Here is a 19,238-nt window from a genome sequence, read left to right as displayed (position 1 = left end):
CCCCGGCTCCTGCGCCGTCAACGGTCACCTCCGGTGAGCCAGTTGCTCCGCCCGCCCATCGCTTTGTGGCAGGCGGCTCAGAGCAAACCCCAGAAGAATCACCGAGTACGCGCACAACACAACGATCCCGGCCCACCACGGAAGGGGGAAGTATCCGACGGCAGGCGCGTAGTGGGCGACGACCTGCGGATATTCGATCAGGGTCTGCTGGGCGGCGAAGCCGGCAGCCGGAGTGACCCGGAGCAGCCACTGCGACAGGCCGTCGGCCAGCAGAGGAACGGAGGTCACAACGTACGGGACCGCGATCGCCAGGACGGCGACGAGAATCGCGAGCCAGGCGCGCCGGAGCAGGGCGCCGAGCGCGAGCGCGAGCAGGGCGGCGACGGCGAGCACAGCGGCCGTACCGATGACGACCCGCACTCCGGTTGGCGCCGACACCCCGATCACGGTGGTCCCGTTCTTCATCAGGACCGCCGTGCCGACCGGGACCACGATGCCCACGGCGAGGAGACCGGTCACGAACGTGACGGCTCCGACGACCACCGCCTTCGCCACGAGCAACCGGCGGGTGACCGGCGCGCCGCGCGCGGGCTCGCGGTGGTACTCGGAGGTGACGAACCGTACGGCGACCACGAGCACGATGAGCAGCCCGAGGACCAGGCCGCCGAGGGTACGTTCCACCGGGCGTCCGCCGCCCTCGGTTCCTCCCGGCCCGATGTCGCCGGTGCCTGTGACAGTGATCTTGCCGCTTTCCTCCACCGCCCCGGATGCCTTGTGGTACTTCTCCCAGTCGGTCTGGTTCATTTCCCCGACGGCGTCTCTGCTCCAGCCCTCGGAGGAGGGAGCGTTCTTGACGACGACGTTGTCGAACGCACCGCCGGCCTGCGTGAAGCGCACCTCTTCCGTGGCACCGCCGAGGCCGACGGACCGCAGTGTCAGGTCCCCGGGAGAGGCGGCGAACAGGCCGACCTGCACAGTCCTGGGCAGCCCGGACGGCCGCGCCGTGCCGACCTTCGCCCACCGCTCGCCGTCGGCGGACTCGTAGCCGGTGATGGTGCCGCCCGACCGCGTCAGCCGCAGCCAGCGCGGCGACTCGGTCGAGACCCCACCGGCGCTGCCCGCGATGTCATGGCGGTAGTCGTACTGCATCCGTACGCCGTGGCTGCCGGTGAGCATCAGCGCCGCGTACGAGGATCCCTGGCGGATTCCGTCCTTGATGATGATCCCGGCCTTCGCCCACGGCACCAGGCCCGGAACGATCCGGTCATGGTCCGGCGGCGGATAGGTGATCGTGCCCGTCATGGACGTCATCCGGACCGTGATGCTGCCGTTCTCGCCCAGATCGCGATGCAGGAAGTAGAACTGGTCGTTGACGAGGGAGCCGTCCGGGCCGGTCGGTTCGGCCGGGCACGGACCGTCGCAGGACGTGTGGTTGCCGAACGCGGGGAGCAGACCGAGGGCGACGACGACCAGAGCCGCAACCGCCATCGCGATCAGCCGGCCCGGACGCCGGAATTTGGTCCATTCCTGCCGGAGTAGTTCGTTGGTCGTGAGCATGACCCCGGTTCTACGGATCGCGCCCTGACGTGGTCCGAACCGCCTCTGTCATGTCGCTGTTAGGTGCGGTGGGGCAATCTGAGTCCGGCCGGCCCCGAGGAGGAAGAGGAACATGGGAAAGCTATGGAGCGGGACCGTCGGGCGGCGATTCACGATCCTGTACGCCGCGGGGTTCCTCGGGTCCGGAATCGTGCTGCTCGCCCTGACCTACCTGATGTCCGGTGGCCGGGTGACCAGCGTCGCTCCTGAACAGCCCCCGACTGGAGGGTCCGACCTCGCCGCCGCCGAGCAGCACATCCGCGATCTGGAGAGGCAACTCTCCGACGTGCACGCACAGCAGAACCACCAGCTGCTGGTCGGCTCGCTGATCGCACTGGTGGTGATGGCGGGCGTCTCGCTCCTGCTCGGGCGCGTCCTCGCCGGCCGGGTTCTGCGCCCACTGCGCCTGATCACTGCGGCAACACGACGGATCTCCGCGGAGAACCTGCATCAGCGGCTCGCCGTGGCCGGACCCGTCGACGAGGTGAAGGAGCTCGCCGATACGGTCGACGGTCTCCTGGAACGCCTCGAAGCCTCATTCGTCGCGCAGCGCCGCTTCGTCGGCAACGCCTCCCACGAACTGCGTACGCCGCTGGCGACGATGCGGGCGTCGCTGGACGTTGCCGTCGCCAAACCGGAGCCCGCGGCGCAGACCGTCGCGCTCGCCGGCCGGCTGCGGACCCAGCTCGACCGGGTGGACCACCTGCTGGACGGCTTCCTCGTCCTTGCACGGGCCCAGCACGGCACCCTCGCCGACCGGACCCCCGTGTCGCTGGACGAGCTGGCGCGAGAGGCACTGACCGCCCGGGCCGCCGACATCACCGCGAAGACGCTGACCGTCGACGACGAGGTGCGGCCGAACGCCTGGACGCAGGGCAGTCCCGCGCTGCTGTCCCGGATGGTGGAGAACATGGTCGACAACGCGATCGTGCACAACCAGGAGAACGGCTGGATCCGGATCTCCACCGAACACGACGACACCGAGGCCCGCATCGTCGTCGAGACCGGCGGACGCGTCCTCGACCAGGCCCGGGTGGACCGGTTGACAGAGCCGTTCGAGCGGCTCGTCGCCGACCGGACCGGCTCGGAGCGGAGTTCCGGCCTGGGGCTTTCGATCGTCGCGGCGATCGTCGCAGCGCACGGCGGTCGCCTCGCACTCCTGGCCCGGCAGGAGGGCGGCCTGCGCGTCGGGGCGGCGCTGCCGACGGCGGCCGGTGCCGGAGGGGGGACACGGTGAGGGTTCTGGTCGTGGAGGACGCGCGCTCGCTCGCCGAGGTCGTAGCCGAAGGACTGCGGGACCAGGGGATGGCCGTCGACGTCGCGCACGACGGTCTGGCCGCCGCCGCCAAGCTCGACCTGAACGCGTACGACGTGGTGGTCCTCGACCGCGACCTGCCCGGCATCCACGGCGACACGCTCTGCCAGATGATCACGGAGCGGGACGATCGCGCGATGGTGCTGATGCTGACTGCGGCCGGGGCACCCGGCGACCGGGTCAGCGGTCTCACCCTCGGCGCCGACGACTACCTCGCCAAGCCCTTCCACTTCCCGGAAATGATCCTGCGTATCCGGTCCCTGGCCCGCCGCCGGCCGGCCGCCCGGGCCCGCACGCTGCACGCCGCCGGCCTCGAACTCGACCCGGTGCGCCGGACCGCCCTGCGCGACGGCCGTCCGCTGGAGCTCTCCGTCAAGGAGCTCGCCGTCCTTGAGGCGCTGCTGCGCGCCTGCCCCGGCTTCCTGAGCGCCGAGGACCTCCTGGAGCAGGTGTGGGACGAGAACGCCGACCCGTTCACCAACACGGTGACCGTCACCATCGGCCGACTGCGCCGCAAGTTGGGTGCCCCGCCGGTCATCACGACGACCCCCGGGGTGGGCTATCGCATCGCCGACGCTCCGACCGCCTGACGCGACGGGCCGCGCCGAAGCCGGACCATGAACAGCCCGATGCCCGATGCCTGATGCCTGATGTCCGATGCCTGATGCCCGATGTCCGATGTCCGATGCCCGACGTCCACGCCCCGGGCCGCATCCGTAACCGGGGGCTTCGTCTTCCCCGCCCGATTCCATCGCGGTTCGCAACCTTCACCGCGCCGCCTCCCGCACCCGCCACCCGATCGGCAGCCACAGCTGTGCTCACTGGTCCGATGGACCTGCGGCTACGATCCGACGATGGCCAACGGGGCGGGAAACAGGGCGGGATCAGCGGCGCGCGACGGGGGCGGTCGCACGCACGAGGCGTACTACGCGGCACACCATCTGCGGCTGCTGCAATGTGCGGCATTGCTGATGCCGTCCGACGAAGGGGCGCGCCTCCGCCGAGCTCAGCGGCACCGGACTTGCCGCGGCAGCCGCGCCCTACGTTTCGCGCACCCACGACGAAGGCGCGGTGCTCCCGGCCGACGAGTCGCCCCGTCGAGTCGGTGAGGAGCTGATTTCGGCACTGCGTGGCGCCAACGCCGTGACGACGTGCGACGCGCTGCTCGCGGCGGGCCCGGTGGACTGGGCCGCGGTGGCGGACGCTCACCGGAAGGAGCCGTTCCGAAGGGCCCAGTCGCGTGCGCTGATCGCCCGCCGGGACTGCCCGGACGACCTCACTGCCGCGCTGCTCATGCCATGGCACCCGAAGGTCGCCAACCACCTGGCGGCCCGTCAGGACAAGTGGTCTCCCACCGCTCGGTCGGCAGTCCGCAAGTACGAGCTGCCCGAAGCGGTCCGGTGTGCTCTCCTGCCGCGTACGTCCCAGCTCCGGCGACCGCTGCTGCGCATTCTCCTGACCGAGCACAACGCCCGCGACGTGGTGCGCTCGACCACCCGGCTGGACCTCCTCGTACGCGCAGCGGACGGTTATGACCACAACCACATGCGGCAACTGTGCGCGTTGTGGGATGCGGTCGGCGCCGAACTGCGGGCGGCCCTGGGGGAGGACCGGCCGGCCTGGATGACCGCCGCCGAGCGGTTGCCGGAGTACCCGGGCAGCCTGCAGGAGCTGCTTGACGGGCTCCACAAGCCGATGCCGAGGTCCGAACGGCGCACCGCGGATCTGCGTGTCCTGGCCCAGGCTCCCACGAAGCTGCTCACCGTCCTGATCGCCGGCCTCGACGACGAGGAGCTCGCGGCGACGGCCGCGCCGTGCGACCGCCGACTCGCCGAGGTGAAAGGCGACTTGAGCCGCATCGCGGGCTGACTGGGCGTCGCAGGAGCAGCAGGAGGCCACGGGCTGACGGACCGCTTCGCCCGGTGCGACCGCCCGCTGTCGAACCGGGGAGGGACTGTCTCCCGACAGGGGCGAACACGACCGGAACACTCAGCGACGCCCGGGCCGAAGCGGCACGATCATCGAGTGGAGAAGGAGTGCCACGGCTGCGCACCGGGCGGGCGGACGTGACAGAAACAGTGAGCTTCATCGGAGTGCCGTCGGACGGTCGAGATCGACGCCTCCATGAGGCCGATGGCTGGTTGATGGCTGGCCGATCCCGGGAGCTTCGCCGAACGCTTGGCCGAGCCTCAGTGAGGCCGGTAGGTTCTCCGCGGTGACCTTGATGGAGACGCAGGGACTCGCGGCGATGACCGACGAAGCGCAGTTGCGCTGGATGGCGCTGGGGGACACGACCCGGCGGCCGGCCGTGGTCATGCTCCATGGCGGTCCGGGTCTGCCGGACTACCTGGGCGATGTCGCCCCCATGGTCGCGGACCTCGCGCCCGTGTACCGCTACGACCAGCGGGGCACGGGCCAGTCGCCGTGGCGGGGCCGCCATTCCCTCGCACGGCATGTCGATGATCTCGCCGAACTGCTCGACGCATGGGACGTGCCCGAGGCCGTGTTGATCGGGCACTCCTACGGCACCACCCTGGCGAGCCGGTTCTGCCTGAGGCACTCCGACCGGGTTGCCGCAATGCTGCTGATGTGCGGGCCGTTCGTCGGTGACTGGCGCGCCGGGGACCGAGCGGAGCGCGGCCGCCGGATGTCCGCGGTGCAGCAGGAGCGGCTCCGTGAATTGGAGGAGTTGTCGCACCGCACGGAGGAGCAGGAAGTCGAGCTGCTCACGCTGGCCTGGTTCACCGACCACGCCGATCCCGAACGCGGGTGGCACTGGGCCGCGCAGGGTGCCCGGCAGCGTCGCCCGGTCAACTGGGCCATGAACGGCGAACTCGGCAAGGAAGGACGCGCGGATCCGCTCGACGATCACCTTGCCGAGCTGCGCGCGTGCCTGCCCGCGCGAGTGGAACTCCTCGGTGGCTGCGAAGATCCCCGCCCTCTGGCGGCCCTTGAATCACTCGCGCTCCGGCTCGCTCTTCCGCTGGCGCGGATCGAGGGCGCGGGGCACGAGCCCTGGTTGGAGCGGCCGGACGCCGTGCGTGCGCACCTCAGGCGATTCGTACAAGGAACGTTGGGCACATAAGGCTTCGAGTATCTGTCCAAGCGGCGGGCGGCGCCGACGGTGTGGTGATGGTCCTCGAATTCCGGCGCCGCCACCAGAGCACCCGAACCCCACCGGCCCGGCCCCGGGCGACCACCCGGCGCGGGGAACAACCGTTGGGCACCCGCTTCGACGTGGGCACCAAGGGGTGCCTCGCTCACGCGTCCGGCACCCAGCTCCCGTGGAAGCCGAGCGGTACCCGCCGCGGCAGGTGGATGCGGGCCAGTGGGCGGCCGGTGAAGTCCTGCGCGGAGAGGATCACCAGGTCGCTCGCGCCGCGATCGGGGTCGTGCACATAGGACAGGAGGTAGCCGTCGTCCTCGTCCCGTGCCCCGCGGCGCGGCACGAACACCGGTTCCCCGGCCGCCGCTCCGTCCGGAAAGCGGTGCACCTGCCGGCTGCCGCGCAACATGTCGTGCTTCACCAGGCAGTTGGTGAACTTGTCGTCCGGTGGCACTCCGTCGACCGTCTCGTAGGCGCGCCACATTTCCGCCGCGCTCGCCGTGTACGCGAAGCGGTGGCGCCGCGACACCAGGGCCTCGTTGACGCGGGGGAACTCCTGTGGCAGGTCGTCGAGCCGGGTGCTGTGTACGCGGCCCGCACGCAGGTCGATGGTCCAGCGGTCGAGCGTGGGGGTGCCGGTCGTAGAGGGCCCGCCGTTGCCCCGGCCCGCGACGTAGAACGGCGCGGGCATGGTGGTGAGTTCCATGACGATGGTGTCGCCCTGGTCGTAGGCGTTGAGCGTGTGCGAGTAGAACACCGGATCGATCTCGAACCAGCGGGCGGCGCCGCCGGTCCGCGGTATCACCCCGACCCGCATCGGGTGCTTCGGGTTCCAGAAGTACGGCACGGGTGCGCCCGCCTCCGCGGCTGCCATGTCGAAGGTGACCGGCACGTCGACGATCACCACGTACTTCCCGGTGAGAGCGAAGTCGTGCATCATCGGCGCGTCCGCCACCGGGATCCTGGTGGTCCGTGCCACCCGCCCGGTCCGGTCGATCACGAGGTGCCGCACGTGGTCCCAGGTGGGGTAGTACGCCACTGCGTGCAGTTCGTCCGCCGCCGCGTCGTACTTGGTGTGCGCGGTGAACGCACCCTCCAGCGTGGAGCGGAAGTCGTAGGGCCGCACCGTGTTCAGTTCGCCGTCCAGTTCGTACGGCAGCGGTCCGCTCTCCTGGAGCGCCAGGATGCGCCCCTTGTACGGGATGACGTGTGTGTTGCAGGCGAAGTCGTCCGGCGGCGCCTCGCCCGGGTACGGCTCGCCCAGTTTCCGCGCCACCTGCGAGGAACGTACCCACCGGTTGCGGTACCACTCGGCACGCCCGCCGCGCAGCCGCACCCCGTGCACCATGCCGTCGCCGAGCATCCAGTGGTGGGCCCGCGGATCCTCGACGCCCAGAGCGTTGGGGCCGGTACGCAGGTAGCGGCCGTCCAGGTCGCGCGGTACCCGGCCGGTCACCGCGAGGCCGAACGCGGTGAGTTCCTCGGTGACCGGAGCGAAGGCGCCCTCCAGGAACGGGGACGACTCCCTGCCTCCGGCCACGGTGGCGGCCTGAGCGGCGGTGGCACAGTGGCCGAGACCGTAACTCCCGACGACGCTCCCGGCCGCCGCAAGTGCCGCTCCCTGGAGGACCCTTCGACGTGTGTGACTGGCCATTGTTCTTCCCCGTCCGTGGTCGGTGCCCGGCAGGTCGTCGCCGGTGCTGGGGATGAGTCTGCTGCGCGATCGGCGGCGGGTCAGTTGGCCTGCGGCCCCTGTGGGGAGTGGTGCTGACACCACTCCCCACAGGGGCCGCACGGCCACGGGCCTCACTTCGCCAACGCTGCCCATTGACCTTCGGGGAGGGACCCTGCGCATCGCTGCCAGCCGCCGCGAACGCCAACACCTGCCCGGCCGAAAGGCTCACAGGCCGAGGCCTGGCCGAGCTACGCCCGGCAGGGCCCGTGCCCGGTGCGGTGCGAACACTTGCTTCTTGGCGGCGCGAAGGCAAGGACGCTCTGCCGCCCTTCAGTAATAGAAACTTCCGGGTAGGCCCGGAAATGCCAAGCGCGGGCCGCCCGGCTGGATGGGGCGGGTCCGGGCGAGTCAGTGTGTCGCCGTACGGCTCAGTTGCCTGCCTGGTCGATGCAGCAGCGTACGAAGTCCTGGACGACGGGGTTGGTGTCGTCGGCGGGTGCCCAGGCGACGCCGACCTGGCTGGGGCTGACACCGTCGACGGGGCGGTAGACGACGCCGGGGCGGGCGTAGAAGCGGGCGGAGGACTCGGGGGCGAGGGCGATGCCGTAGCCGTTGGCGATGGCGTTGAGCCAGTCGTCGGGCTGGTCGGTGACGGCGCCGATGCGTACCGGGTGACCCTCACGTTCGTCGGTCGCCAGCCACAGCTCGCGCCACTGCCCGGTGGTGGCGGGCGCCGCCACGAAGGGCTCGTCCCACAGCTCGGAGAAAGCGATCCGCTCGCGGGCCGCCAGCGGGTGTGCGGCGGGCAGCGCGACCCACCGCGGCTCGCCGAGCAGCACACGGGTGCGCAGCCGTTCCTGGCCCGGGAACGGCAGACGCAGCAGAGCCACGTCCACATCCGCCGTAGCGAGACCCGCGGAGGGGTTCGACCAGGACGCCTGGCGCATGTCTGCGCGCCAGCCCGGCCACCGCTGAGCGAAGGCGGCGATGATGGCCGGGGTCGCCTCGTTGGCGGCACTGGCCACGAAGCCCACACGCAGGACCTGGCGTTCACGGTCGGCGGCGCCCTTGGTCTGCCGTAGCGCATGGTCCCAGGCGTCGAGCACCGCAGGGGCCTGCTCGGCCAGTGACCGCCCGGCGGTGGTCAGGGCCATGCCGTGCCGGGAGCGGATGAACAGCGCGGCGGACAGCGCCGCCTCCAACTGCTTGATCTGTTTGGTCAGCGCGGGCTGGGAGATGAACAGCCGCTCGGCGGCCCGGGTGAGCGTGCCCTCTTCCGCCACGGCGACGAAAGACCTCAGCAACCGCGTGTCAATGTCCATTCCCATAGGTTATAGGTAAAGGTATTGGACGCGTGGGACGCCTTCGGGGGAGTCTGGACGAACGCTGAAGGCGGTGGCCCGCCGGGGCTCCGCCGCCCTGCGGAGCGACTTCTCCTCGCTGCGAGAGGGCCGCCTCGGTCTCGTATTTCCCGATCACGGAATGGCTGTCTCGACATGTTCACCTTTTACGTCATCGTGGCCGCACTCACCATCGTGGCGAACGCCGGAATCGCTGCCGCCGACTATGCGGGCGCCAAGTCGGTTCTCGCCAACTCCGCCGAGGTCGGCCTCAAGGCGTCCTGGATACCGTGGCTGGCCACGCTCAAGATGGCGGGCGCGCTCGGGCTGCTGGTCGGGCTGCTGGGCCTGTGGCACCTGGACGTCGCCGCGAGCGCCGGGCTGGTGCTGTTCTACGTTGGGGCCGTCGCAGTCCACGTCAAGGCACGCGTGTTCTACAATATTTCCTTCCCGGGCTTCTACCTGGTGCTCGCCGTGGCGTCCTTCGTGCTGTCGCTGACCGCCCGCTAGAGCGGCACGGGCAGAACACCGCATGCTGTGCGGTGACTTCCCTGGGGCAGTGTGGGCCGTGCTGAAAGGCGGTCGCCGCCCCAGGGGGCGTTTTCCGTCGTCTTGCCTGCGCTGTTCTACAGGTGCTCTTGTAGTGACCTGTGATTTCCGATGTGGAGTTTTCTGTGACTGGCCGTCTTCCGCTGACCTACGCCGACATCGCCGCCGCCGCGGCGCGGATCGAGGGCCGCGTACGGCCCGCGCTCGTGGCCCCCGCCGCCCCCACGCTCCTGGCCGCGACCGCGATCCTCGGCGGGCCCGGCGCAGAGCCGACGGCGGGGACATCGACCCAGGGCCCGCACCACGGCGCGGGCGGGCCCCGCACATGGCTGGTCCTGGAGCACCTGCAGCACACCGGCAGCTTCAAGGCCCGAGGGATGGCCAACCTCCTGTCGGCCCACCAGGAGCAGGGCACCCTGCCCGGCGCCGGTGTCGCCATCGCCTCGGGCGGCAACGCCGGAGTGGCCTGCGCCTGGGCCGCGCGCGCCGTCGGTACCCATGCCACTGTGTTCCTGCCCGCGAGTGCTCCGGCGGCCAAGGCCGACCGGCTCGGTGCCTTCGGCGCCGAAGTCCGCTTCGTCGAAGGCGAGTACGCCGATGCCGCCGCGGCCTGCGCCCACTACGCCGAACGTAGCGGTGCGCTGCTCGGTCACGCCTACGACAACACCTATGTCGCCGCCGGAGCAGGAACTCTGCTGGAGGAGATCCGCGACCGGATCCCCGGTCTGGACACCGTCATCGTCGCCGCGGGCGGCGGCGGGCTGCTCGCCGGCACCGCCACCGCCGCACACCACCACGGCATCCGCACCGTGGCCGTGGAGCCCGAGCACAGCCGTGCTGTCCAAGCCGCCATCGCGGCCGACCGCCTCGTCGACGTACCCGTCGACAGCATCGCCGCCGACGCACTCGGCGCGCGACGGGCCACCGAACTGGCCCTGCACGCGGCCCGTGCCACTGCCCTGCACAGCGTGCTCGTTCCGGACCGGGCCATCACCGCCGCCCGCCAGTGGCTGTGGGACGAATGGCGTATCGCCGCCGAGCACAGCGGCGCCACTGCTCTGTCGGCGCTGTCCGCACCCGCGCTGGACCATGCATACGGCTACCGGCCCGCACCGGGCGAGACGGTCGCGGTGGTGGTCTGCGGGGCCAACACCGATCCGGCTGACCTCACCCGGGGAGTCCCGGCCTGAGCACCGCTCGGCAGCCAGCCAGCCAGCCAGCCAGCCGGCCTCTGCCCGTCGGCGGGATCCGATCGGCCGGGCAGAGGGCAAGCGGTGGTTCGAGCAGGCACGCAGGACGGTCACCCCGGCTGCGGGCTGACCGTCCTGGCGAGACGCCCCTCCGGGTGCAGGCACTGGCCAAGGAATGGGAAGGGCGTTGGTCCGAGGCCGAGATCAGGACGACCGCCAATGGACGGACATCCTCCAAGCCGGGACGCGGTCGCTCGAAATGGGTTGGCCGGCCGCTGCCGAGCTGCGAGGATGCCTCTGTTTCCCAGACGGAGGACGTTTGTTCGTTTTCGTGTGTGCGGGGTGTGGCGCCGAGCTGACCGCCCCGCTGTCCCAGGTCGCCCTGCCGGCCCACGCCCATCAGAAGTACGGGAACGGGATTCAGCTCCCGGTACTCATGGAACCGGGCACGTTCGCCGTGGACCCGGAACCCTGGGGACCGCCCTGGCGGATGTGGGAGGCGATCCATCCGGACGAGGCGGCAGCCCGCGGTGTCTACGCGCCGGTCTACGCCCTGTCCGACGGTGCGCCGGGCGCGAGCGTCATCGCACCCGGCGACGTCCGAGGCACCCTGCTGATCCCGGAGAAGGGCGGCGGGTACTGCTGTGGTCTCGACGGGGCCGACGGCCCCAACATGGCCTGCGAGGCGTGCGGCCTGCCCGTGGCGAGCCGGATCGACGACTGCTCGCTCTGGCAGGCGGTGTGGCTCGCCCCGGACGCCGTGCGCCGCCTCCCCGTCGACGGCGTCGATTCCGCGCCGCTGTCCTGGGCGGAACTGATGGCGGAGGGCAAGGGCACGCCCCCGTTCGAGCCGATCGCCAGGTGGGGAGCGCGGCCGGGAACGAGCCACTGGTGGTCGTGGAGTCCGCAGTGGGAGGCTGCGGCCGGCCGGGCGCTCGCCCACCTGCTGGCGGCCTCGGAGGGCCGGCCGGTGACCGTCCCGGACGGGCTGACCGGGGAGGTGTTCCAACGCGCCCTCGATGCTCTGCTGCCCGCGGGGCCGCCGGCGCGGCGCGCTGTCCTGGCCGGACCGGGACGACCCGCCCCCGACGCGGACGCCGGCATCCTCCTGGTGCCGGTCCACCCGCAGACGGGGGAGCCCTGGCCCCTGGCCGGCCCGGCCGCCTCGGCGTACCCGGTGCCGCTGCCGTTCGGCGTGTGGTTGTGGCTGGCCTTCCCCGAGCCGTACCTGCCCGTTCCTGCGTCGGGTGGCATGCCCGACGGTGTCCTCCGCGACGACCCGCCGACGCCGCGCTCCTGCCGCCTGTTCCGGGCCGACCCGACAGCGTTCCAGCACACACTGGTTCGGCTGCCGGCCGTCCGCAGCCCGTGGCTGCGCGAGATCCTCAAGAACCTTACGGGGCACATGCGCGCCGGCCTCTTCTAGCCCGCGACGCGGCCATGTGGTGCGGCGGGCCGGCGTCTGCGTGGCCGGGCCGAGGACGCGGTCCAGGGGCGGGTTGGGGAACACGCCTTCGGGGAACGGCCGTTGAGAAGGTTGGGTGAAGCCGCCCAGGCTCCTGGACGACCAGGGTTCCCGGTGCCCTCCCGAGCCCCAAGGGATTTCACTCGGGCAAAGGGCCGTTGACGAGAATGGCTTACAAGTCACCCCTGAGCAGATCCCGCTGAATCCGGTGAGCGATGGAGCGGCGTACAGACGCTGATGTGGCGGTCACCTTCGAGGGAAGGTCGAGACCGCGGCTGATCTCGTCGTACGCGGCCTGATAACTGGCGGGTAGCTCTGCCCGGTGCACCCTCAGGTCCTCTTCGACGAGACGTCGCAGCCTGTCGATGTTCTCCGGCGTGAAGTGCTTCTTCCCCCGAGTGAGTTCGTTGAGGTAGCGGGTGCAGCAGGCGGCTTCATGGCAGGTCTCGGAGACTTCCTCGGCGAGGCCCCACAGTCGTCCTTCGAGCCAGGGGGCGTCGTGCTGGTCGAGGGAGAGTTCCATCGGAGGCTGTGGGCCGCCGGTCTTGTGCTTCGCCATCTGTTTGGAGACGGCGGGCTGGCTCATGTCGGTGAGCTGCGCGATGCGTTCCTGCGTCCAGCCGAAGCCCGCAAACACCTTGATCATTTCGGCGCGCAGCTTTCGCATCTCCTCGCCTGCACGGATGACCTCGTTCATGCCGGCGAGCATCCGCCCGGCCTGTTCCTCGGTCAGCGTCTCGGGGGTCTGGTGTGTGCTCTCGTCGCCTGCCACAACCCGGTTATACACCAGAGACCTCGTCCGGTCATAACCCGGTTGTACAACCCGGTTATGGCTGGCAGGATCCGCATCATGCCTACCTTCTCCGCGCCTGACGGAACCCAGCTCTCATACCGCGTGACCGGCGACGGCGACCCGGTTGTCTGCATCCCGGGAGGCCCTACGGACTCCATCTACCTCGGCAGCCTCGGCGGCCTGTCCACGTGCCGCCAGCTGATCGTCCTGGACCTTCGCGGCACCGGCCGGTCCGCGATTCCCGAAGACATCTCCTCCTACCGCTGCGATCGCCTGGTCGACGACGTCGAGGCGCTACGCGCGCACCTCGGCCTTCCCCGGATGGACCTGCTCGGCCACTCCGCCGGCACGAACATTGCGACGCAATACGCCGCCCTGCACCCGGAGAAGGTCAGCAAGCTCGCCCTCATCGGCCCCAGTGCCCGAGCTGTCGGCGTAGCGATCACGGGAGAGACACGGCGCGAGCTTGCACAGCTGCGGAAGAACGAGCCATGGTTCGCGGCAGCGTTCGCCGCCCTGCAGGCGATCACCGAGGGGACGGGAAGTGACTGGGAAGCCGTCGCCCCCTTCTTCTGGGGCCGTTGGGATGCCACGGCGCAGAAACACCACGCAGCCGGTCGGCCGAGCAATCAGGAAGCTGTCGCTCTCTTCGCGGCCGAGGGCGCCTTCGACGTGGAGAGCACTCGGGCGGCGCTCGCCGCCTGCGAGGCCCCTGTTCTGCTGCTCACCGGGGAGTTCGACTTGAACAGCCCGCCCGTGTCCGCGGCCGAGTTCGCTGAAGTGTTCCCTGACGCCACGCTGGTGGTGCAACCGGGAGCGGGCCACTATCCGTGGCTCGACGACGCGGACTGGTTCGTGGCAGCCACGACGGCCTTTCTCTGCGGATGACCTGGCTCACGCCCTCGCCCGTCGCGGTACGCCTGCCGGATCTGGCTGCGGCCGCCGTGGTGGATCGCGCCCTGGACGGCACCGACCACCGCAGCCACATAGAGCAAGGCAGCATGATCCGTCGCTACACCATCTGGAGAAACCGCCCGCCGACGACACCCGCCTACGTCGGGCCGTCGCCCGAGCCAACGTGCCCTGACCGACGACTACCCGAACGGCCAGTCCTCAGCCCGCGGTCCTGTTTTTGATGAGCGGCGCGTCCCGCGTGAACTTCCGGAACCCGACGCTGTAGTACAGCCCGCGTGCCTGGGGATGCCCCGGCGCACCCAGGCAGGCGACTGTCATATGAGTGGCCCCGGCCGCCCGCGCCAGATGCATCCCGTGCAGAAGCATCGCCCTCGCAAGCCCCAGACGCCGGTAGTCCGGATGCGTCCCGACCGGCTCGAACTCAGCGGTCTTGTTCGCATCGTCGAGTCACATGATCGTCGAGGATGCCATCGTTCCGTCCGGCGCCTCCACCAGGATGTGCAGGTCGCCGCGATACGTCGCCGTCTGCCGGACGCCCCGGTAGCTCTCGGCCGTGTACGTCGAGGGAGCCCAGGCGTCCAGATGGGCCTGGACCGCGGCCTTCGGCCCGGCCTCGTCGGCGGTGCGGAACCGGAATCCGTCTGGCAGTACCGGCTGTTCCACGTCGATAAGGTTCCGCTCGTTGAGCTGGGTCCAGGACCCGGTGTCGCCGAGCGAGGCCGGGTCGGTCTCGTAGCCGTGGGCCGCCCATCGCTTCAGGGCGAACTCATCGGCGGCGCTCGGCACCACCGTACGCTCGATGCCTGCCGCCGTACCGTCGTACCAGTCGATCACGTCGTCAACGAGCCCGGCGTGGTCGGGATGGACCTGATACGCCAGATAGGCGCCGGTGACGTCCTTCACCGACCCGTCGCTCCGCCGCACCCGGTGCGGCAGACGGGCCCAGCTCCACGCCACCAGATCCCCGCCGGAGAACCACAGCCGACGCGTCCAGCTTGCGCCTTCGTCGGCGTGCCCCTTGCCCCAGTTCCAGGCCAGCTCGCCGAACGCCGCGTCACTGTTCACCAGGTCCGGACGGGTGGCGGTGACACGCTGCGCCAGTCCCTGCATGAGCTGCACGTCCGCGGCGGTCAGAAGCTCGAAGTTCGCCATAGTGCGCCACTGTGTCAGGACCCCGCAAAGCCGTCGAACCGCTTTCCGAGGCCGATCGCGGCAGTCAACAGCACAACACGCGAAGCGCATCGTCGGGGCGGCGGAGCCGATGGCAGGCCGGGCAGCCATGTTCCTCGATTGCACCGGCCGACTACGGACATCGACCGATGCTCGTCACGACCTACAGGGCGAACGTTGCCTGCAACACCCTTCAGGGCAGCCCGACGAGGCCCCAGCTGCGGCGGGCAGCCTCCGTTGTCACGTCGCCCCATTCACGCAGAAGCGCGATGAAGCCCTCGAAGGTGTCCGGGCGGCCTGCCCAGCTTTCGCACTCGGCAGCGAACGGCCCGCGCAACTCCGTCATCGAGCTCCAGTGGCCAGCTCGTGTCGTCCAATGCTTCGATCCGGCACTCGACGGGGATGGCACTCAACCGTTCCCAGTCCGCCATGAACAGTGTCAGATCCCGACCCATGACGGCAGCATAAGCAAGCCCTGCGCAGCAGCCGCGTCCGGTGCCGGGTTCCCACACGCGCAGTTTCGACTCCACGCCACGAGCACAGCCTCGCTGCCGACCGACCCCGCCGATCGCCCCGGCGGGCAGGTGAAGACAGGGGAGACCACCTCGGACGGCTATTGGCGCACCCTCGATGCCAACCGAGGCGCCGCGTTCGGTGGACTCGGCCATCAAGGAAATGCCGGAGCGGCAGAGCTGCGCGATACGTGAACTCAGGTGCCGAGCACGGGTCCGCGAACCGCGGACGGGGAAATGAGGACGGCCGACCCGCTGCGCCCCGAAGAATCAAGCCAAAAGATCTGTTTACCGTCATTCACCGGCGAACCGGCCACAGCACTGCCCACCGTCGACTACACAAGAAGGCCGGGACGCCGCCCTCCGGTTCTGCGCCGCGGGCGGCTCGGTCTGGTGGGGAGGTCGGGCGGTTGCTGACGATCAACGTCGCGGTGCTGCTCGCGGTCATCGTCGTCCTCCGGCTCCGTCGGCGCACGGAGGCGCGTAGCCGACTGGATGAGAAGTTCACCGTCATAGTCGTCCTGGCCTTGGGGGTGCTCATCGCCCCGACACCCGTCGGTGAGGGAATTCTGGACTTCCTGGGCCAGCTTGCGAGTGGCATCACCCAGAGCAGCCGATGATCCCCCGCGCAAAGGAGCGGCGATGACCAGGCGTTCACCGGCGCGGCGGCGTTCCAGGCGGCCGAGCAACCGGCGTCGGCGCAAGGACGACCGTCTGATCATTTCTATTGTGGCGTCGGCCGTGACCATCGGTCTGGTGGTGGCTGTCGTCAACTGGCTGCTGGTGCACTGGTGGGTTTTGATCGTCGTCGGGACACTCGCGGTGCTGGCGGGCGGTGGCTGGCTCTACCGACTGAAGCAGAAAGCCAGATGGGAAGCGGCACACGCACAAAGCCTGCGCTACGGGCTGTCCCAGCTCGACGCCCTGCACCACTCCCGGTTCGAGGACGCGGTGCGGGACCTGATGCGTCGTGACGGCTGCCGGGATGCGGTCCGGGTCGGGGGCGGCGGAGACCTGGGCGCAGACGTGAAAGCCACCGACCCCTACGGACGACGCTGGGTCATCCAGTGCAAGCACCGTCGCAACGGCGCCTCCGGTTCTGCGGTGGGCACACCCGACCTTCAAGTCCTCAACGGCACCGCACGCCAGGTCCACGGCGCCGACATCGCGGTGATCGTGACGAACGGCCGGGTAACCGCACCGGCCGTGGCCTTCGCCAAGCAGCAGCGACTGCATGTGGTCGACCGCCAGACCCTTGGAACGTGGGCGTCCGGCTCACATCCCCTGTGGGAACTGCTCCGGGCCGTCCCGCCGCCTCGTAAACCCACCACCCTCTCCTGAACAAGCGGCTCCGCAGCAGCTTCAGGGCTCGCGCGGAGGCCTGGCAACGGCTGATGGTGGGAAATGACCTCACTGGCCACCGTTCGGTCGACGCCATGGGACGCGAGGCCGCTGAGCATCAGCGACCACGGCCGATACCCGGGCGTGCGGTCACCAACCCGGGAGCACCAACGCCGACGGTGATCCGGTTGGCCTGCCGAATGGTGATCCGGAGGACCGTCAGGTCCGCTGTGGCGGATAGGTGGCCGGGCAACACCGCGGCCGGCCCGCTGCGTGACGGCGAGGGCATCCTGGCCGCCGAGCTCGATCTCGGCGACCTGCCCCGGGCCCGCTTCGACTTCGATCCAACCGGCCACTACGCCCGCCCCGACGTCGTCACCCTTCACGTCGACGAGTCGGCCCGCGCCACGATCGCGGGGCGCGGGGCTCAGCCGTCCGACTGAGGGCGGACGGTGAGGAGCTGCTGGGCATGGCCGATGGCGCCCTCCACGTCGTGAAGGACGGTGCTGGTCACGCCCTGGCCGGTGGGGCCGAAGACGACCGTCGTGTCCAGGCCGGTCCACTCGCCCACCGGTCGGCGGTGCAGATGGACGGTCAGGTCGACGTTGGGGAACATCCACTGCGTCGGCGGCTGGCGTACGGCGATGCCGTTGGCCGTGTCCACGAGGGCGAGGAACGACGCCAGCGGGCTGCTCGGCTCGCCCGCGACGAGTGCGAGAGGGGTCGAAATCCAGGCCGTGGTGCGACCGGCCCGGGGCGGGGCGAGCGGGCGGACGTCGAGGGAGGCGATGTATCCGCCCGGCCACACCTCGGACATCGGCCACCGCTCCACCGACCCGGGCGGGGGCAGCACTGCCTCGGCGCCGCCGGCCACCGCGCCGGTGTCGAGGGCCGCGAGCAGCCAGGCACGGGCGCGGACCACCGGCCGGCCGGCGATCAGTACGACCGCTTCCAGGAGTTCGATGGTTCGGCCGGGCCGTACGACGTCCACCCGGATCTCGCACTCGTCCAGGGCGAGCCGTCCGAGGATGTCGTAGCTGATACGGGAAAGGACCAGCCCGTCGGCCCCGGGGCGCGCGGCCAGATGACGGTCGATGGCGTGCACGACGAGGCCGCCGAGCGGGCTGAAGTGCTGCTCGTCGGTGGTCCAGGCGCCGCCGGCGTGCGAGGTGGGCTTGTACCGGTGGTCGTCGATGCGCTCGTAGTAACTGCCGGAATTCATCGGGGTCTCTCCTCGGGACGGACGGACGGTCACAGGGGGTTGAGCAGGACGACGTAAACGGCGGTACCCATGCCGACGCTGAGTATCGCGCGGCGCCTGAATGCCATGTGCACGCCGACGGCGACCGCGAGCAGCGCGTTCCAGATGCCGTGCGGTTCGGCGGCCATGGTGCCGTGGAGGGCGGTCACGGCGATGATCAGCAGGATACCGACCGGCCTCCGCACCGACAGACACTGGGCCAGGGCCAGGGCCGAGCCGAGGAGAGGCGCGGCTCCTGCCGAGGAAGGCGAAGGGCAGGCCGCAGCGCCGGCGAGCGCATGGCCGCGGTCGTACGACCCCAGTCGCTGCCTGGCACCGTGGGTCAGAGATAGGGGACCGGGACCACGATGGCCGATGTGCCCGTGAGTTCCGCTGAATCAAGGACGCCGAGCGATCCGAAGGGCTTCGGCGGAAGCGCCGGCCGAACGTCCTCGGCTACGACGGCCTCCCGCTGAACTGCCAGTTGTCCCTGGTAGTTCGGCGCGTCGAAGGCGAATGCGCGGGCAGCGGCGGACCGGTCGCCGTCTCGTAACGGGCTTTGAGCGGACTGGCCGATCGGCCGCCGACAACCGCTCGGTCGTCCCGCTCACGAAACCTCGCCTCCTTCGGGAGCGGTTCGTCGATGCCGTGCTCGCCGAGGAGTGCCTGTGCGGTGCGACTGAGCAAGCCGGCCTCGGCCGGCCGGATCCGCCACCGAAACCGCTGGTACTGCTGGCGTTGAGCCCGGTCGACCGATGCGACGTGCGGGCCTCGCTGCAAGTCCTGCCGGCGCTGCTGGTCGATGAACTCGGGGCGGGTGATGAACAGGTCGCGGCGGCATGCGTAGCCGATGGGGGAGCGGTGAGCGGCCTGGCGGTCGGAGTCGGCCCGGCCACGCCCTGCCCGCCCGTTCCGGTCACGAGCACCCCATAGAACGGGACCTTCGGGCCCCATCCCACCCAACTGCGTTCGCCCAGGCCCGCTGGCGCGATCACCGCACCCAAGCTCGTCGCCCGCGTCCGCGCGGGGCC

General features: G+C 70.3%; 19 protein-coding genes and 2 pseudogenes. 12 read left to right on the top strand and 9 right to left on the bottom strand.

The features are described from left to right. Positions 1-24: 24 nt before the first annotated feature. Positions 25-1,557: a hypothetical protein gene (locus tag ABZY11_RS11250; protein WP_356478884.1), complete on the bottom strand. Its 1,533-nt coding sequence runs from the start codon at positions 1,555-1,557 to the stop codon at positions 25-27. Between the two features lie 112 nt (positions 1,558-1,669). Between ABZY11_RS11250 and ABZY11_RS11245 the strand changes: the two genes are divergently transcribed. The 4 genes from ABZY11_RS11245 to ABZY11_RS11230 all read left to right on the top strand — a co-directional run bounded on the left by ABZY11_RS11245 (position 1,670) and on the right by ABZY11_RS11230 (position 5,996). After that, a complete protein-coding gene (locus tag ABZY11_RS11245; RefSeq protein WP_356478883.1) occupies positions 1,670-2,833 on the top strand; it encodes a HAMP domain-containing sensor histidine kinase in 1,164 nt (387 codons plus the stop codon). Further along, entirely contained in the window at positions 2,830-3,501 is a 672-nt protein-coding gene (locus tag ABZY11_RS11240) for a response regulator transcription factor (protein WP_356478882.1), read from the top strand. The genes ABZY11_RS11245 and ABZY11_RS11240 overlap by 4 nt, the downstream gene beginning before the upstream one ends. A 481-nt stretch (positions 3,502-3,982) precedes the next feature. Then, the gene (locus ABZY11_RS11235; protein ID WP_356478881.1) at positions 3,983-4,780 is read left to right on the top strand and encodes a hypothetical protein; all 798 of its coding nucleotides are present in this window, start codon (positions 3,983-3,985) and stop codon (positions 4,778-4,780) included. A gap of 355 nt (positions 4,781-5,135) precedes the next feature. Next, positions 5,136-5,996: an alpha/beta hydrolase gene (locus tag ABZY11_RS11230; protein WP_356478905.1), complete on the top strand. Its 861-nt coding sequence runs from the start codon at positions 5,136-5,138 to the stop codon at positions 5,994-5,996. A gap of 175 nt (positions 5,997-6,171) precedes the next feature. Here the strand turns inward: ABZY11_RS11230 and ABZY11_RS11225 are convergent, their stop codons facing one another. Both ABZY11_RS11225 and ABZY11_RS11220 read right to left on the bottom strand, forming a co-directional pair. Further along, positions 6,172-7,671 (bottom strand): carotenoid oxygenase family protein, encoded by a 1,500-nt coding sequence (locus ABZY11_RS11225; RefSeq protein ID WP_356478880.1) that lies wholly within the window; start codon positions 7,669-7,671, stop codon positions 6,172-6,174. A 449-nt stretch (positions 7,672-8,120) separates the two neighbouring features. Then, positions 8,121-9,014, bottom strand: a complete 894-nt coding sequence (locus ABZY11_RS11220) for a LysR family transcriptional regulator (RefSeq protein ID WP_356478879.1) — start codon at positions 9,012-9,014, stop codon at positions 8,121-8,123. Positions 9,015-9,188: 174 nt separating this feature from the next. On the opposite strand from ABZY11_RS11220, the gene ABZY11_RS11215 reads away from it, so the two are divergent. From ABZY11_RS11215 to ABZY11_RS11205, 3 genes are all read left to right on the top strand, one after another. Further along, positions 9,189-9,542 (top strand): DoxX family protein, encoded by a 354-nt coding sequence (locus tag ABZY11_RS11215; RefSeq protein WP_356478878.1) that lies wholly within the window; start codon positions 9,189-9,191, stop codon positions 9,540-9,542. A gap of 164 nt (positions 9,543-9,706) precedes the next feature. Further along, positions 9,707-10,771, top strand: coding sequence for a serine/threonine dehydratase (locus ABZY11_RS11210; protein WP_356478877.1), 1,065 nt, complete (start codon positions 9,707-9,709; stop codon positions 10,769-10,771). Between the two features lie 319 nt (positions 10,772-11,090). After that, complete coding sequence (locus tag ABZY11_RS11205) at positions 11,091-12,197, top strand: hypothetical protein (RefSeq protein ID WP_356478876.1); 1,107 nt, start codon at positions 11,091-11,093, stop codon at positions 12,195-12,197. A 211-nt stretch (positions 12,198-12,408) separates the two neighbouring features. On the opposite strand, the gene ABZY11_RS11200 is transcribed toward ABZY11_RS11205, so the two are convergent. After that, complete coding sequence (locus ABZY11_RS11200) at positions 12,409-13,008, bottom strand: sigma-70 family RNA polymerase sigma factor (protein WP_356478875.1); 600 nt, start codon at positions 13,006-13,008, stop codon at positions 12,409-12,411. A 78-nt stretch (positions 13,009-13,086) separates the two neighbouring features. On the opposite strand from ABZY11_RS11200, the gene ABZY11_RS11195 reads away from it, so the two are divergent. Both ABZY11_RS11195 and ABZY11_RS11190 read left to right on the top strand, forming a co-directional pair. Then, positions 13,087-13,917: an alpha/beta hydrolase gene (locus tag ABZY11_RS11195; protein WP_356478904.1), complete on the top strand. Its 831-nt coding sequence runs from the start codon at positions 13,087-13,089 to the stop codon at positions 13,915-13,917. A 71-nt stretch (positions 13,918-13,988) separates the two neighbouring features. Then, positions 13,989-14,116, top strand: a pseudogene (locus tag ABZY11_RS11190) (IS630 family transposase); the annotation flags it as partial. Between the two features lie 26 nt (positions 14,117-14,142). On the opposite strand, the pseudogene ABZY11_RS11185 reads toward ABZY11_RS11190, so the two are convergent. From ABZY11_RS11185 to ABZY11_RS11175, 3 genes and pseudogenes are all read right to left on the bottom strand, one after another. Continuing rightward, a pseudogene (locus ABZY11_RS11185) lies at positions 14,143-14,370 on the bottom strand (GNAT family N-acetyltransferase); the annotation flags it as partial. Between the two features lie 21 nt (positions 14,371-14,391). Next, positions 14,392-15,096 (bottom strand): GNAT family N-acetyltransferase, encoded by a 705-nt coding sequence (locus ABZY11_RS11180; protein WP_356478874.1) that lies wholly within the window; start codon positions 15,094-15,096, stop codon positions 14,392-14,394. A gap of 211 nt (positions 15,097-15,307) precedes the next feature. Further along, positions 15,308-15,460: a hypothetical protein gene (locus ABZY11_RS11175; RefSeq protein ID WP_356478873.1), complete on the bottom strand. Its 153-nt coding sequence runs from the start codon at positions 15,458-15,460 to the stop codon at positions 15,308-15,310. A gap of 576 nt (positions 15,461-16,036) precedes the next feature. On the opposite strand from ABZY11_RS11175, the gene ABZY11_RS11170 reads away from it, so the two are divergent. From ABZY11_RS11170 to ABZY11_RS11160, 3 genes are all read left to right on the top strand, one after another. After that, the gene (locus ABZY11_RS11170) at positions 16,037-16,246 is read left to right on the top strand and encodes a hypothetical protein (protein ID WP_356478872.1); all 210 of its coding nucleotides are present in this window, start codon (positions 16,037-16,039) and stop codon (positions 16,244-16,246) included. Positions 16,247-16,268: 22 nt separating this feature from the next. Continuing rightward, positions 16,269-16,967, top strand: coding sequence for a restriction endonuclease (locus ABZY11_RS11165; protein WP_356478871.1), 699 nt, complete (start codon positions 16,269-16,271; stop codon positions 16,965-16,967). Between the two features lie 230 nt (positions 16,968-17,197). Further along, the gene (locus ABZY11_RS11160) at positions 17,198-17,410 is read left to right on the top strand and encodes a hypothetical protein (RefSeq protein WP_356478870.1); all 213 of its coding nucleotides are present in this window, start codon (positions 17,198-17,200) and stop codon (positions 17,408-17,410) included. On the opposite strand, the gene ABZY11_RS11155 is transcribed toward ABZY11_RS11160, so the two are convergent. Then, complete coding sequence (locus ABZY11_RS11155) at positions 17,395-18,189, bottom strand: thioesterase family protein (protein WP_356478869.1); 795 nt, start codon at positions 18,187-18,189, stop codon at positions 17,395-17,397. The genes ABZY11_RS11160 and ABZY11_RS11155 overlap by 16 nt on opposite strands. Positions 18,190-18,218: 29 nt before the next feature. Then, positions 18,219-18,413 (bottom strand): hypothetical protein, encoded by a 195-nt coding sequence (locus tag ABZY11_RS11150; RefSeq protein ID WP_356478868.1) that lies wholly within the window; start codon positions 18,411-18,413, stop codon positions 18,219-18,221. Positions 18,414-19,238: the final 825 nt, after the last annotated feature.

The organism is Streptomyces sp. NPDC006510, from assembly GCF_040611955.1.
Classification (GTDB): domain Bacteria; phylum Actinomycetota; class Actinomycetes; order Streptomycetales; family Streptomycetaceae; genus Streptomyces.
The sequence above is the reverse complement of the archived record's forward strand: the minus strand, read 5'-3'. Positions and strand labels throughout refer to the sequence as shown.

What these genes read in the sequence shown, in the direction of transcription:
- ABZY11_RS11175 (WP_356478873.1), bottom strand. Translation starts at nt 15,460, where the DNA reads ATGACGGAGTTGCGCGGGCCGTTCGCTGCCGAGTGCGAAAGCTGGGCA.
- ABZY11_RS11195 (WP_356478904.1), top strand. Translation starts at nt 13,087, where the DNA reads ATGCCTACCTTCTCCGCGCCTGACGGAACCCAGCTCTCATACCGCGTG.
- ABZY11_RS11215 (WP_356478878.1), top strand. Translation starts at nt 9,189, where the DNA reads ATGTTCACCTTTTACGTCATCGTGGCCGCACTCACCATCGTGGCGAAC.
- ABZY11_RS11220 (WP_356478879.1), bottom strand. Translation starts at nt 9,014, where the DNA reads ATGGACATTGACACGCGGTTGCTGAGGTCTTTCGTCGCCGTGGCGGAA.
- ABZY11_RS11180 (WP_356478874.1), bottom strand. Translation starts at nt 15,096, where the DNA reads ATGGCGAACTTCGAGCTTCTGACCGCCGCGGACGTGCAGCTCATGCAG.
- ABZY11_RS11245 (WP_356478883.1), top strand. Translation starts at nt 1,670, where the DNA reads ATGGGAAAGCTATGGAGCGGGACCGTCGGGCGGCGATTCACGATCCTG.
- ABZY11_RS11155 (WP_356478869.1), bottom strand. Translation starts at nt 18,189, where the DNA reads ATGAATTCCGGCAGTTACTACGAGCGCATCGACGACCACCGGTACAAG.
- ABZY11_RS11230 (WP_356478905.1), top strand. Translation starts at nt 5,136, where the DNA reads ATGGAGACGCAGGGACTCGCGGCGATGACCGACGAAGCGCAGTTGCGC.
- ABZY11_RS11225 (WP_356478880.1), bottom strand. Translation starts at nt 7,671, where the DNA reads ATGGCCAGTCACACACGTCGAAGGGTCCTCCAGGGAGCGGCACTTGCG.
- ABZY11_RS11250 (WP_356478884.1), bottom strand. Translation starts at nt 1,557, where the DNA reads ATGCTCACGACCAACGAACTACTCCGGCAGGAATGGACCAAATTCCGG.
- ABZY11_RS11165 (WP_356478871.1), top strand. Translation starts at nt 16,269, where the DNA reads ATGACCAGGCGTTCACCGGCGCGGCGGCGTTCCAGGCGGCCGAGCAAC.